The following is a 14081-nucleotide window of genomic DNA, read 5'->3' as shown; positions in this document are numbered from 1 at the left end:
CGGTATCACGCCCTGTCCGCGACGCGTTCGCCCAGCAGGCCTTGCGGGCGTATGAGGAGGACGAGGATGAGGAGCACGAAGGCCCATACGTCCTTCCAGGCGCCGCCTCCGAAGAGTTCCATGCCGGGTACGTCGCTCATGTAGCCGGTGGCGAGGGCTTCGGCGACGCCGAGGACGACTCCGCCGAGCATGGCGCCGTAGATGTTGCCGATGCCGCCGAGGACGGCTGCGGTGAAGGCCTTGAGGCCCATGATGAAGCCCATGCGGAAGCCGATCTGGCCGTTCTTGAGCCCGTAGGCGACGGCGGCGACGGCGGCGAACGCGGCACCGATGGCGAAGGCCATGACGATGATGCGGTCGGTGTTGATGCCCATGAGCTTGGCGGTGTCGGGGTCCTGGGAGGTGGCCTGCATGCCGCGGCCGGCGCGTGTCTTGGAGACGAAGAGGCCGAGGGCGAGCATGCAGATGGGTGCGGCGATGAGGACGAAGAGGTCGCCGCGCTGGATGTGGGCGCCGAAGATGTCGATCGCCTCACCCTTGAACTGGGGGAAGGAGCGGTCCTTGGTGGCGTCGGGGTACCACATCCATACGGCCTGCTGGAGTGCGAGGGAGAGGCCGATGGCGGTGATGAGGGGGGCGAGGCGTGGCGCCGTGCGCAGTGGCCGGTAGGCGAAGCGTTCGGCGGCGACGCTGACGGCGACGGAGCAGATGACTCCGCCGGCGATCATGAGGGGTATCGCAGCGAGCAGGGAGAGTCCGGACGGAAGCCCGAGGTAGACCGTGAGGGCTCCGAAGCCCCCGATCATGAAGATCTCGCCGTGTGCGAAGTTGATGAGCTGGATGATTCCGTAGACCATCGTGTATCCGATCGCGATGAGACCGTACATCGCGCCGAGGATGAGTCCATTGGCCAGCTGTTGCGGCAGTTCGTGCACCGCAGGGCCTCCGTGGAGTGGTTCGGATATGGCACCGCGCGGGAGTGCTCGTAGCGCTCCCGCGCGGTCTTGTGTGAGTGCGCTGTGGCCGTGGGGTCCGTGGTGGACCTAGGGCCTCTCGTTTGGGTCAGGCTGGGCTCGCGTGCCCTGGCACCGCACCCTGATCCAGCCTGACCCAAACGAAAGACCTACTTGACGGCCTCGCTGAGCTTGGAGGCCCACTTGCCGCTGGTGACCTGGTATGCGGTCATCATGGTGTTGGTGGTGTCGCCGTACTCGTCGAAGGAGACGGGGCCGGTGACACCGTCGAACTTGACCTGGCTCATGGCTTCGAGGACCTGGATGCGGGCGTCCTCGGGGAGCTTGCCGTCGTTGTCGGCGGCGACGGCCTTGACGGCCTCGATGATGGACCAGGTGGCGTCGTAGGTGCCGCCGCCGTAGGCCTCGTAGGCGTCCTTGTATCCGGCCGTCTTGTAGTCGGCGATGAACTTCTTGGCGGAGTCGAGTTCCTCGACGGGCTTGCCGACGGAGGTGGCGATGTCGCCTTCGGCCTTCTTGTTGAGGCTGATGAAGTCGGCGCTGTACATGCCGTCGCCGCCCATGAGGGGGATCTGGACGCTGTCCTTGAGCTGCTGGCTCAGGGGGGCGCCGGCGGGGTACTCACCGCCGTAGTAGACGGCCTTGGCGCCGGAGCGCTTGACCTTGGTGACGACGGAGTTGAAGTCGCGGTCGTCGGGGTTGATGTGGTCGGTTCCGACGATCTTGCCGCCGAGCTCGGTGAAGGTCGTCTTGAAGGAGGCGGCGAGGCCTGCGCCGTAGGGCTTCTGGTCGTCGATGAGGTAGACGTCCTTGACCTTGGCGTTCTTGAAGAGGTAGTTCGCGGCGAAGGCGCCCTGGATCGCGTCCGTGGTGGCGGTGCGGAAGTAGGTCTTGAAGGGGCGCTTCTTGTCGCCGGTCTTCCAGTTGTTGCCCTGGGTCAGCTCGGTGCCGGTGTTGGCGGGGGAGACCTGGGTGAGGTTGGCGTCGTTGAGCGGCTTCTGCATCGACTGGGAGACGCCGGAGTTCAGGGGGCCGACGACGCCGAGGAGGTCCTTGTTGCCGATGAACTTCTGGGCGTTCTGCTGGCCGACGGAGGGCTGGGCCTGGTCGTCGAGCGCCTGGAGTTCGAATTTGATGCCGGGGACGGTCTTGTCCGCGTTGGCGGTCTTCACGGCGAGGTCGGCGGAGTTCTTGATGCCGAGACCGAGGGCGGAGAGGTCGCCGGTCAGGGGTGCGTCGACACCGATGACGACGGTCTGGGTGTCGCCGCCGCCGCTGCTCTTGGAGTCGTCGTCGCGCGATCCGCAGGCGGTGAGAGTCAGTGCGCCTGTGGTGAGCACTGTGGTGAGTATGAGCAAAGAACGGTGTCGCACGAAAGGTCCTTTCCCTGGCGCGGCCTCCTCTGCTGAGGTGCCGTGACGATCGCCGGGCCGTACTGGTCGATACAGGGCCGTGCAGCAGACGCGCCCGGCGGCGCGGTGACTGGCCGTGACTCTAAGGGCAGGTGAGGGGGTGCGGGATGGGTCCGGTGATGATGTGACTGTCTTGTTATGCCGTGGGGAAGGCTTGTTGGCCGCAGTGTGGAGGTGTACGGCTTTTGCCCGGGCGGTGAAGTGACCGCATGGTGAGAACCCGCAGCTCTGCTAAGGGGCTTGGGGTGATCTTGGTGCTGTCGCGCGAATCGGGGCGCAAGGGGCATGCGGGGATGCCGGCCGGGGGCGTGGGGTGGGTCGGGCGACGTTTTTCGTGTATTGCACACATGTTACGCAGTGTTACATGTGTGGGATATGTGTGATGCGTCGTGAGAGTGGTGTTGCTGTTGAAGTGGCTCATGGAACGGGAGTGACGGTCAAGGGTGTTGACCCTCCGTGTCCGTCAACTTCCCGCTCGGGCTTCGGATATGGGTCTGCCCGGTCCGGATAGCGGTGTGCTTTCCGGCCGGGCAGGGGGTGTTGAGGAGTGAGGGTCAGCCGGCGGCGGTGCCGGGTGCGTCGCGGAGCAGGCAGGTGAGGCGGGCGGTGCAGACCCGCTTGTCGTGCTCGTCGGTGATGACGATCTCGTACGTGGCGGTGGAGCGGCCGCGGTGCACGGGAGTGGCGACGCCCGTGACGAGGCCGTTGCGGGCGCCGCGGTGGTGGGTGCAGTTCAGGTCGACGCCGACGGCGAGCTTGGAGGCGCCGCCGTGGAGCATGGAGCCGATGGAGCCGAGGGTCTCGGCGAGGACGGCGGAGGCGCCGCCGTGGAGGAGTCCGTAGGGCTGGGTGTTGCCCTCGACGGGCATGGTGCCCACGACGCGGTCGGCGGAGGCCTCGACGATCGTGACGCCCATGCGCTCGCCGAGGTGTCCGGCGGAGAAGAGTGCGGGGAGGTCGACGCCGAGTGCCGCGTACTCGTCGATGATCTCCTGGGGGAACGTGGGTGCGGTGTGCTCGCCCATGGGGTCCGGCTCCGATCGTGTGCGGTCGTTCGTTGCTGTGTGCACTGTTCTTATCAGACGGCTGAGCGTGCGCTTAGGGGCGCTCAGGCCGTTTCGAACCGGACGACGACCGATTTGCTGGCGGGGGTGTTGCTGGTGTCCGCGGTGGCGTCTAGGGGGACGAGCACGTTGGTCTCCGGGTAGTACGCGGCGGCGCAGCCGCGGGCGGTGGGGTAGTGGACGACGCGGAAGCCGGGGGCGCGGCGTTCGACGCCGTCCTTCCATTCGCTGATGAGGTCGGTGTAGGCGCCGTCGGTGAGGCCGAGGGCGTGGGCGTCGTCGGGGTTGACCATGACGATGCGGCGGCCGCCCTTGATGCCGCGGTAGCGGTCGTCGAGGCCGTAGATCGTGGTGTTGTACTGGTCGTGGGAGCGCAGGGTCTGGAGCAGCAGCCTGCCTTCGGGGAGTGCGGGGTATTCGACGGGGGCGGCGGTGAAGTTGGCCTTGCCGGTGGTGGTGGGGAAGCGGCGTTCGTCGCGGGGGGCGTGGGGGAGTGTGAAGCCGTCGGGGTGCGCGACGCGGGTGTTGAAGTCCTCGAAGCCGGGGACGACGCGGGAGATGCGGTCGCGGATCGTGCCGTAGTCCTTCTCGAAGTCCTCCCAGGGGGTGGTGGAGGCGGGGCCGAGGACGGCGCGGGCGAGGCGGGCGACGATCGCGGGTTCGGAGAGCAGGTGGGGGCTCGCGGGGGTGAGGTTGCCGCGTGAGGAGTGGACCTTGCCCATGGAGTCCTCGACGGTGACGAACTGCTTCCGGCCGGCCTGGACGTCCTTGTCGGTGCGGCCGAGGGTGGGAAGGATCAGGGCGCGGGTGCCGGTGACGGCGTGGGAGCGGTTGAGTTTGGTCGAGACGTGGACGGTGAGCCGGGCGCGGCGCATGGCGGCTTCGGTGACGGCGGTGTCGGGGGTGGCGCCGACGAAGTTGCCGCCCATGGCGAAGAAGACCTTGGCGTCGCCGTCGCGGAGTGCCTGGATGGACCGTACGACGTCGTAGCCGTGGTGCCGGGGTGAGGTGATGCCGAATTCCTGGTCGAGGGCGTCGAGGAAGGCGGTGGAGGGCCGTTCGAAGATGCCCATGGTGCGGTCGCCCTGGACGTTGGAGTGGCCGCGTACGGGGCAGACGCCGGCGCCCGGCCTGCCGATGTTGCCGCGCAGGAGGAGGAGGTTGACGACTTCGCGGATGGTCGGCACGGAGTGCTTGTGCTGGGTGAGGCCCATGGCCCAGCACACGATGGTGCGTTCCGACGCGAGGATCATGGCGAGTGCCTGTTCGATGGCGTCGCGGTCGAGGCCGGTGGCGGTGAGGGTGTCGTCCCAGTCGGCCGCGCGGGCGGTCTGGGCGAATTCCTCGTAGCCGTGGGTGTGTTCGGCGATGAAGGCGGTGTCGACGGCGCCGTCGGCCTCGATGATCATTTTGTTGAGGAGGCGGAAGAGTGCCTGGTCGCCGCCGATGCGGATCTGGAGGAAGAGGTCGGTGAGGGCGGCGCCCTTGAGCATGCCGTGGGCGGTCTGGGGGTTCTTGAACCGTTCGAGGCCGGCTTCGGGCAGCGGGTTCACGGAGATGATCTTCGCCCCGGCGTTCTTGGCCTGTTCGAGGGCGGAGAGCATCCGGGGGTGGTTCGTGCCGGGGTTCTGTCCGGCGACGATGATCAGGTCGGCTTGGTGGAGGTCCTCCAGGCTGACGCTCCCCTTCCCGATCCCGATGGTCTCGGTGAGGGCGGAGCCGGACGACTCGTGGCACATGTTGGAGCAGTCGGGCAGGTTGTTGGTGCCGAACTCGCGGGCGAAGAGCTGGAGGAGGAAGGCCGCCTCGTTGCTGGTGCGTCCGGAGGTGTAGAAGAGGGCCTCGTCGGGGGAGGCGAGCGCGGTCAGCTCCTCGGCGATGATCTCGAAGGCGCGTTCCCAGGTCACGGCCTCGTACCGGTCGGCGCCCTCGGGCAGATACACAGGTTGCGTGATGCGTCCCTGCTGGCCGAGCCAGTAGCCGCTGCGGGTGCCGAGGTCGGCGACGGGGTGGGCGGCGAAGAAGTCGGGGGTGACGCGGCGCAGGGTCGCTTCCTCTGCGACGGCCTTGGCGCCGTTCTCGCAGAATTCGGCGGTGTGGCGCTTGTCGCCCTCGGGCCAGGCGCAGCCGGGGCAGTCGAAGCCGTCCTTCTGGTTGACCTTGAGGAGGGTCTGCGCGGTGCGCCGGACGCCCATCTGCTGCTGGGCGACGCGCAGGGTGTGGGCGACGGCGGGCAGTCCGGCGGCGGCGTGCTGGACCGCGTCGATCCGCGGGGCGTCCTGGACCGGGTCACCGGTCGGGGGCTTGGTGGCCATGGTGCTCCCCTTCGAGCCTTCGGCCGCCTCCGGGTGCCGTGCGGGCGCGTGTGTCGCGTCCGGCGGGGCCCGTGGCGTCCTGTGTCTTCTTCTTGCGCCTTGACAGCCCTTCGATCCTGTCACGCACGCGTTCCGGGTCCCTCCGCGGGAAGCGCGGGGGCGGGGAGGCCGCTCCGGAGGGTGTGGTAGGGGTGTCCCGGGCCGGGGCGGTGGCGGCGGCCGGTCCGGATTGTCGGTGGTCCGTGGCAGGATCGGGGGCGTGGCTGAGACGGCATCGAAGAAGACGGCAGACAACCGACCGCGCCTGCTCCTGATGGACGGGCACTCCCTGGCGTACAGGGCGTTCTTCGCCCTGCCCGCGGAGAATTTCACGACGGCGACGGGGCAGCCGACGAATGCCGTGTACGGCTTCATGTCGATGCTGGCGAACACGCTGCGCGACGAGGCGCCCACTCATTTCGCGGTGGCGTTCGACGTGTCCCGCAAGACGTGGCGTGCGCAGGAGTTCCCCGAGTACAAGGCGAATCGTTCGAAGACCCCTGACGAGTTCAAGGGGCAGGTCGAGCTGATCGGCGAGCTTCTGGACGCGATGCACGCGGACCGGTTCGCGGTGGACGGTTTCGAGGCCGACGACGTCATCGCGACGCTGGCCACGCAGGCCGAGGCGGCGGGTTACGAGGTGCTGATCGTCACGGGCGACCGGGACTCGTTCCAGCTGATCACGGAGAACGTGACGGTGCTCTACCCGACGAAGGGCGTCTCGGAGCTGACGCGCTTCACCCCGGAGAAGGTCCAGGAGAAGTACGGGCTCACGCCCGCGCAGTATCCGGACTTCGCGGCGCTGCGGGGCGACCCGTCGGACAACCTTCCGGGTATCCCCGGTGTGGGTGAGAAGACGGCGGCGAAGTGGATCAACCAGTTCGGTTCGTTCGCGGAGCTGATCGAGCGGGCCGACGAGGTCAAGGGCAAGGCCGGCCAGAATTTCCGGGACCACCTGGACGCGGTGAAGATGAACCGTGTGCTGACCGAGATGGTCCGTGACGTGGAGCTGCCGAAGGCCCCGGCAGAGCTCGAGCGCGCTCCGTACGACCGCACGGCGGTCACGGGTGTGCTGGACATCCTGGAGATCCGTAACCCGAGCCTGCGCGAGCGGCTGCTCGCCGTCGACCCGGGTGCGGAGGAGGCCGGTCCGCCGGAGCCCCTGGCCGGTATCGAGCTGGACGGCTCGGTGCTGGGGTCGGGCGAGGTCGCTCCGTGGCTGGAGGCCCACGGCGGGCAGCCGCTCGGTGTGATGACCGTCGACACCTGGTCGCTGGGGACGGGCACGGTCGCGGAGATCGCGCTCGCCGCCGCCGACGGGGCCGCCGCCTGGCTGGACCCGGCCGAGCTCGACGAGGCCGACGAGCAGGCTCTCGCGGCCTGGCTCGCGGACCCGGAGCGGCCCAAGGTCCTGCACAACGCCAAGAACGCCCTGCGGGTCTTCCCCGAGCAGGGCTGGCGGCTGGAGGGCATCACCATGGACACCGCGCTCGCCGCCTACCTCGTCAAGCCGGGCCGTCGTTCCTTCGCCCTGGACGCCCTGGCCGTGGAGTACCTCGGCCGTGAGCTGGCCCCGGCCCCCGCGTCCGACGGGCAGCTGGCCTTCGGCGCGGACGACCGTGCGGAGGCCGACGCCCTGATGGCGCAGGCCCGCGCGGTGCTGGACCTGGGGGACGCGTTCACGACGCGTCTGAAGGAGGTCGGCGCCACCGGACTGCTGCACGACATGGAGCTGCCGACTTCGATCATGCTGGCCCGTCTGGAGCGGCACGGCATCGCCGCCGACCGGGCGCATCTGGAGGGCATGGAGCAGCAGTTCGCCGGTGCGGTGCAGCAGGCGGTGAAGGAGGCGCACGCCGCGGTGGGCCGTGAGTTCAACCTCGGCTCGCCCAAGCAGCTCCAGGAAGTGCTCTTCGGTGAGCTGGCCCTGCCGAAGACGAAGAAGACGAAGACGGGCTACACGACCGACGCGGACGCGCTGGCCTGGCTGGCCGCGCAGACCGAGCACGAGCTGCCGGTCATCATGCTGCGCCACCGGGAGCAGGCGAAGCTGCGGGTCACGGTCGAGGGCCTGATCAAGACGATCGGTGGGGACGGCCGTATCCACACCACGTTCAACCAGACGGTCGCGGCGACGGGCCGGCTCTCGTCCACCGACCCGAACCTGCAGAACATCCCCGTGCGTACGGACGAGGGGCGGGCGATCCGCCGGGGCTTCGTGGTGGGCGAGGGCTTCGAGACGCTGATGACGGCCGACTACAGCCAGATCGAGCTCCGTGTGATGGCCCACCTCTCGGAGGACGCCGGCCTGATCGAGGCGTTCACCTCCGGGGAGGACCTGCACACGACGGTCGCCTCGCAGGTGTTCGGCGTCGAGAAGTCGGCCGTCGACGCGGAGATGCGCCGCAAGATCAAGGCGATGTCGTACGGGCTGGCCTACGGGCTCTCCGCGTTCGGTCTCTCCCAGCAGCTGAACATCGAGGCCGGCGAGGCGCGCGGGCTGATGGACACCTACTTCCTGCGGTTCGGCGGGGTGCGCGACTATCTGCACCGGGTCGTGGAGGAGGCCAGGGCCACCGGGTACACGGAGACGATCCTCGGCCGCCGCCGCTACCTCCCGGACCTGAACAGTGACAACCGCCAGCGGCGCGAGGCCGCCGAGCGGATGGCGCTCAACGCCCCGATCCAGGGGACGGCCGCCGACATCGTGAAGGTCGCGATGCTGCACGTGGACCGGGCGCTGCGGGAGGCGGAGCTGACGTCACGGATGCTGCTCCAGGTCCACGACGAAATCGTCCTGGAGATCGCGAAGGGCGAGCGGGATCAGGTCGAGGAGATCCTCCGCCGGGAGATGTCCTCGGCGGTCGAGCTCCGTGCGCCGCTGGACGTCTCGGTCGGCGTCGGCAAGGACTGGGAGACGGCCGCGCACTGAGTTCCTTCCCGGGAGCCGTGCTCAGCCGGCTTCCCGGCCGGCCGGGCGGCCCCCTGCGGTGTCCGCACGGGGCCCGTCCGCCGGCCGGGGCCCGGGCGGTCTCCGCAGCAGCCGCGCCCACGCCCCGTACAGCACCAGGCCGGCGGCCAGGCCCGCCCCGGCGCCGAAGCACGCGGTCGGGATGATGTCGAGGGGCGTGTCGACGCGCCCGAAGTAGGCGTACCAGCGGGCACACCGGTGGACGACGCTCAGGAGGGCGCAGAGCACCAGGAGCGCACCGGCCCACCCGCGTTCGGCGCGGTTCAGCACCGGCACGGACGCCGGGACCGGGGCGGGCCCGGTGCGCCGCAGGCCCGTGTACGTGAACCAGGCCAGGAGCACCAGGGCCACGGCCGAGCTGCCGTACTGGACGATCTGGAACACCGGGTGGCCGCCGACGCTCCGGCCGAGGACGGGGATCAGCTCCGTGCCCCACCGGTCGTGATGCGTGAAGGCGTCCCACACGACGTGGGTCCCCGAGCCGATGACGGCGGACACGACGAACCACACCGCCTCGGGGAGGGCCGGGCGGCCCGGCTCACGGCGGCGCCCCCGTACGAAGGTGTGCGCGCGCCCCCGCGCCGCCACGGGCAGCAGCGCGACGAGCGGTTCGCGCAGCAGCAGCCAGAGTGCCAGCAGGGCGCCGGTGATGAGGACATCCACGGTGAACACTCCCCACACGGCGTGTGTCACCTCGCCGAACTCCATCGCCCCCGGCACGACCGTGTCCGCGTAGTAGGTGAGGTCGGAAGCGAACGACCCGGCGACGAGCGCGGAGGCGACGAGGGGCCCACGGCCTGTGCCGGACCTGCGGATTCCCGGGAGCACGGCTGCGGCGTGGCTGAGCGTGAACGGCATGGCGGCAAGTATGCGTGAGCCCGTGTCATCCGCAGGGGCGCCCAGGTGACTTGACGGCCGTGAAGCTGAGAAAGCGGTAAGAACCGGGCGGGACCAGTGTTCGGGCGGCGGGAGTTGTCGTAGGGTCGCCTGAGTTCTCGCGCGGGGAGCGCGGACAGCCGTCGACGGGGAGGAACCGACACGTATGGCAGCGCAATTCGGCCGCAGGCTGCGCAGGGGGGCCACCACCACCGCGGTGGCCGCCGCTGCCGTAGCAGCCCTCTCCGCCTCTCAGGCTCCGGCGGCACCGCACCCCGACAGTGCCGCGGACGACCGGACCGCGGCCGGTCTGACACCGCCCGGCGACAGTGCGGCCACGGGCAACTCGCCCTACCACACGGACCTCCCGCCGCTCGATACGCCCAACAAGCCCGGTACGTCCGTGAATCTACCGGTGACCGGCAGTGCCGAGGCGGGCATACCGGCCACCGTCCTGTCCGCGTACAAGAGGGCCGAGCAGGACCTCGCGAGCACCGACGCCGCGTGCCGCCTGCCGTGGCAGCTCCTCGCCGCGATCGGCAAGGTCGAGTCAGGCCAGGCCCGCGGCGGCAAGGTCGACGCCAACGGCACCACCTTCTCCCCGATCCTCGGCCCGGCGCTCAACGGCCAGGGTTTCGCGCTGATCAAGGACACCGACGGCGGGGCGTACGACGGGGACTCGACCCACGACCGCGCGGTCGGCCCGATGCAGTTCATCCCGTCGACCTGGGCGACCTGGGGCCAGGACGCGAACGGCGACGGGCGCAAGGACCCCAACAACGTCTACGACGCGGCGCTGGCCGCCGGCCGCTACCTCTGCGCCGGCACCCGCGACCTGTCGCTCGCCACGGACCTCGACCGGGCGGTGCTGAGCTACAACCACTCCACCGAGTACCTGCGCACGGTGCGCTCCTGGTTCGACTACTACAAGCGCGGTATCCACGAGGTCCCGGACGGCACGGGCGTCCTCCCCGAGGACACGGACACCGGCACACCCTCGCCGTCCCCCACGCCCACTGCGCCGGCCACCTCGTCGCCGAGCACACCGCCCGCCACCACGCCGCCGGCCACGACACCCCCGTCCACGACGCCTCCGTCCACGACGCCTCCGTCCACCGGGCCGACGACTCCGCCGACCACGCCCCCGCCCACCACACCGCCGCCCGGCGCGACCTTCGGGAGCCTCGAGAACGCGGGCACCGGCGCCCTCACCGCCACGGCAGGAGACGCGTTCGCCGAGCGCGTCAAGGTCCGGGCGAGGAACAAGCTGGGCGCGCCGCTCGCCAAGACGCCGGTCACCTTCACCGTCGTCGGCGACACGGACACCCGCTTCACCGGCGGGAAGCGCACCGTGACCCTGGCCACCGGGGCCGACGGCACCGTCACCGCCCCCGTCCTGACGGCCGGTGAGAAGACGGGCCCCTTCAGGGTGACCGCGGTCGCGGGCGCCACCACGCCGCGCACCGTCAGCTACCTCGCGAGCGTCACGGTCCGGATCGCGGACACCCTCGTCCGTACCGACGACAAGGTCCTGATGGCCGCCCCCGGCGCCGAGTTCGCCGACCGGCCCGAGGTCAAGGCGGCGTACAAGGGCACGGGGGTGGCGGACACCGCCGTCACCGCCACGATGATCACCGACGCGGAGACGCCCACCGCGAACGACAAGGGTCCGTACTTCAAGGACGCGCTCGGCCTTCCCGTCCGCGTCCTGACCCTGAGGACCGGTGCCGACGGACTCCTCGAACTCCCGACGATCTACGCCGACGACACGGCGGGCACCTACAGGCTGCGGCTCACCACCGCGAGCGGCGCCACGCTGACCGTCGAGCTGAAGATCGAGGCCCCCGCGGCCTGACCCGCACGGGACCAGGGCTTCCGGCACCGGCCGGAAGCCCTGGCCCGGACACCTCGTCAGTCCCGGCGCAGCCGCGCCGAGGTGTAGCGCGTGGCCTCCACAGTCGTCGGGTCCTCCGGCCACGGGTGCTTCGGGTAGCGGCCGCGCAGCTCCGCCCGCACGCCCCGGTACCCCTCCTGCCAGAACGACGCCAGGTCCGCCGTGACCGCGGCCGGGCGTCCGGCCGGGGACAGCAGATGGACCAGGACGGGCACCCCCGCCACCCGGGGCGTCTCGCTCAGCCCGAAGAGCTCCTGGAGCTTCACCGCGAGCACGGGCTGCTCCCCGCCGTACTCCACCCGGATCCGGGACCCGCTCGGCACCTCGATCCGCTCCGGGGCGAGCTCGTCGAGCCGGGCCGCCTCGCCCGTCGCCCACGGCAGCAGCCGCCGCACCGCCTGCCCGGCGTCGATCCGGGCCAGATCCGCGCGGCGGCCGGCGCGGGACAGCTCGGGCTCCAGCCACTCGTCGGCGCGGGCCAGGAGCGCGCCGTCCGACACATCGGGCCACGGCGCGCCCAGCACCCGGTGCAGGAACGCGAGCCGCAGCCGCAGCTGCTCGCTGTCGCGAGTCCACCGCAGCAGCCCCGGGCCCTCCCGGCGCAGCCCCTCCAGCAGCGCCCCGCGCACCAGCTCCGGGGCCGGCCTGCGCAGCGCGCGTACGGACAGCTCGACGGCCCCCAGGCGCTCCACGGAACGGGCCACCACGTCGCCGTCAGCCCACCGGACCTCCTCCCCGGAGAACCGCAGATGCCCCGCGGCCAGCCGCGCGGTGTCCTCGTCGACGACGGCCGCCAGCCGCACCCGGGCGGACGCGGCATGGGCGGGCCGGTCCGCGACGGCGACCGCGAGCCATGGCGCGCTGCGCAGCCGTGAGCTGTCCCGCAGCTCCGCGCCCGTGCCCGACACCATCAGGAACGCCCCCTCGCCCCGGGCCCGCGCCACCCGCTCCGGGAACGCCAGCGCCGCCACCAGCCCCACGGCCGCGTCGTCCGGACCGGTACCGGTGTCCGCCGATGAGCCCAGCGACTGCGAGAGCCGCCGCACCTCCTGCCGCCAGCGCGCCGCGTAACCGTCCCCGCCGCGCCGTGCCGTGCGCAGCGCGTGCGCCAGGTCGTCGCCGTACTCCCGTGGCGGCTCCTCACCGATCAGCGCCACGACCTCCGCGGCGCGGCGGCCTCCGACCTCGTCCGCGCCGTCCAGGAGGGCACGGGCCAGCCGGGGGTGCAGGCCCAGCCGGGACATCCGTACGCCCCGGCCGGTCGCGCGCCCCGCGGCGTCCACCGCGCCGACCGCCGTCAGCACCTCCCGGGCCGCGCCCATGGCGCCGGCGGGCGGCGGGTCCAGCAGCGCGAGCCCCGATGCGTCCGGGTCGCCCCAGCAGGCCGCCTGCAGCGCGAACGCCGCGAGGTCGGCCACCTTGATCTCGGGGGAGGGGAACGCGGCCAGGCGCCCGTCCTCGGCCTCCTCCCAGCAGCGGTACACCGTGCCCGGGGCCTCGCGCCCCGCACGGCCCGCACGCTGGCGTCCCGCCGCCCGTGACGCCCGTACGGTCGCCAGGGCGCCCAGCCCTCGCGCGTGGTCGGTACGCGGCTCCCTGGAGAGGCCGGAATCCACGACGATCCGCACCCCGGGCACCGTCAGGGACGACTCCGCCACGGACGTCGCCAGCACCACCCGGCGCCCGCCCGACGGTCCCGCCAGCACCGCGTCCTGCACGGCCGCCGGGGCGCGCCCGTGCACCTGGAGGACCTCGGCGCCGACGCCCGTGAGCTGACCGGCCACCCGGCCGATCTCGCCGACACCGGGCAGGAAGCACAGGACGTCACCGTCGTGCTCGGCGAGTGCCCGGCGCACCACGGCGGCCACATGCGTCAGCAGCGCCGGATCGACCCTCATGCCGTGCGGCGGGCGTACCGGCCCGGCCGGCGGCGCCCACACCACCTCGACCGGATGGGACACCCCCTGCGCCTCGACCACCGGGGCGTCGCCCAGCAGCCGTGCCCAGCCCGCCGCGTCCGTCGTCGCCGACGCCGCCACCAGACGCAGGTCGGGCCTGATCGTCCCCCGTACGTCGAGGAGGAACGCCGCGGCCGTGTCCGCGTCCAGATGGCGCTCGTGGCACTCGTCGATGATCACCACGTCGACGCCGGCCAGCTCCTGGTCGCGCTGCAGCCGCTGGAGCAGCACCCCGGTGGTCACGACCTCCACCACGGTGCCGCGCCCCATCACGCGCTCCCCGCGCACCGTGAAGCCCACCCGTTCCCCGGGCCGCTCCCCGAGCAGCCACGCCATCCGCCGTGCCGCGGCCCGGGCGGCGATCCTGCGGGGCTCGGCGACGAGCACCCGGCGCGCCGGACCGCCGCCGGTCAGCCCGGCGAGGACCAGGGGCACGAGGGTCGTCTTGCCGGTCCCGGGCGGCGCGCACAGCACCGCGGCCCCCCGCTCGTCGAGCGCGCGCTCCAGGGCGGGCACAGCGGTGCGTACGGGCAACTGGTCCAGGGCGTCGGTACGGATCACGCCCCCAGTCTCGTACG

General features: G+C 71.3%; 8 protein-coding genes. 2 read left to right on the top strand and 6 right to left on the bottom strand.

Annotation, left to right across the window (positions count from 1 at the left end; all coding sequences use genetic code 11):
• Nucleotides 1-5: 5 nt before the first annotated feature.
• The 4 genes from ACIQM3_RS22255 to ACIQM3_RS22240 all read right to left on the bottom strand — a co-directional run bounded on the left by ACIQM3_RS22255 (nucleotide 6) and on the right by ACIQM3_RS22240 (nucleotide 5765).
• Nucleotides 6-935, bottom strand: a complete 930-nt coding sequence (locus tag ACIQM3_RS22255; protein WP_362941926.1) for a branched-chain amino acid ABC transporter permease — start codon at nucleotides 933-935, stop codon at nucleotides 6-8.
• 188 nt (nucleotides 936-1123) lie between these two features.
• Nucleotides 1124-2332 carry a branched-chain amino acid ABC transporter substrate-binding protein gene (locus ACIQM3_RS22250; RefSeq protein ID WP_401627434.1) on the bottom strand — a complete coding sequence of 403 codons (1209 nt, stop codon included), beginning with the start codon at nucleotides 2330-2332 and terminating at the stop codon, nucleotides 1124-1126.
• Nucleotides 2333-2940: 608 nt separating this feature from the next.
• Entirely contained in the window at nucleotides 2941-3411 is a 471-nt protein-coding gene (locus tag ACIQM3_RS22245) for a PaaI family thioesterase (protein WP_401626875.1), read from the bottom strand.
• Between the two features lie 83 nt (nucleotides 3412-3494).
• Nucleotides 3495-5765 (bottom strand): FdhF/YdeP family oxidoreductase, encoded by a 2271-nt coding sequence (locus ACIQM3_RS22240; RefSeq protein ID WP_401626873.1) that lies wholly within the window; start codon nucleotides 5763-5765, stop codon nucleotides 3495-3497.
• Nucleotides 5766-6024: 259 nt separating this feature from the next.
• Here ACIQM3_RS22240 and polA point away from each other — a divergent pair, with 259 nt between their 5' ends.
• A complete protein-coding gene (gene polA, locus ACIQM3_RS22235) occupies nucleotides 6025-8736 on the top strand; it encodes a DNA polymerase I (protein WP_401626871.1) in 2712 nt (903 codons plus the stop codon).
• Nucleotides 8737-8757: 21 nt separating this feature from the next.
• Here the strand turns inward: polA and ACIQM3_RS22230 are convergent, their stop codons facing one another.
• On the bottom strand, nucleotides 8758-9633 hold the full coding sequence (locus tag ACIQM3_RS22230) for a DUF4184 family protein (protein ID WP_401626869.1): 876 nt from the start codon (nucleotides 9631-9633) through the stop codon (nucleotides 8758-8760).
• 184 nt (nucleotides 9634-9817) lie between these two features.
• On the opposite strand from ACIQM3_RS22230, the gene ACIQM3_RS22225 reads away from it, so the two are divergent.
• On the top strand, nucleotides 9818-11506 hold the full coding sequence (locus ACIQM3_RS22225; protein ID WP_401626867.1) for a lytic transglycosylase domain-containing protein: 1689 nt from the start codon (nucleotides 9818-9820) through the stop codon (nucleotides 11504-11506).
• A 56-nt stretch (nucleotides 11507-11562) separates the two neighbouring features.
• On the opposite strand, the gene hrpB is transcribed toward ACIQM3_RS22225, so the two are convergent.
• Nucleotides 11563-14064, bottom strand: coding sequence for an ATP-dependent helicase HrpB (gene hrpB / locus ACIQM3_RS22220; protein ID WP_401626865.1), 2502 nt, complete (start codon nucleotides 14062-14064; stop codon nucleotides 11563-11565).
• Nucleotides 14065-14081 lie beyond the last annotated feature (17 nt).

Origin of the sequence: Streptomyces sp. NPDC091271, assembly GCF_044757505.1 — a bacterium.
Classification (GTDB): domain Bacteria; phylum Actinomycetota; class Actinomycetes; order Streptomycetales; family Streptomycetaceae; genus Streptomyces.
The sequence above is the reverse complement of the archived record's forward strand: the minus strand, read 5'-3'. Positions and strand labels throughout refer to the sequence as shown.

Coding starts and splice junctions, on each gene's coding strand:
- ACIQM3_RS22230 (WP_401626869.1), bottom strand. CDS start 9,633: ATGCCGTTCACGCTCAGCCACGCCGCAGCCGTGCTCCCGGGAATCCGC.
- ACIQM3_RS22225 (WP_401626867.1), top strand. CDS start 9,818: ATGGCAGCGCAATTCGGCCGCAGGCTGCGCAGGGGGGCCACCACCACC.
- ACIQM3_RS22240 (WP_401626873.1), bottom strand. CDS start 5,765: ATGGCCACCAAGCCCCCGACCGGTGACCCGGTCCAGGACGCCCCGCGG.
- ACIQM3_RS22245 (WP_401626875.1), bottom strand. CDS start 3,411: ATGGGCGAGCACACCGCACCCACGTTCCCCCAGGAGATCATCGACGAG.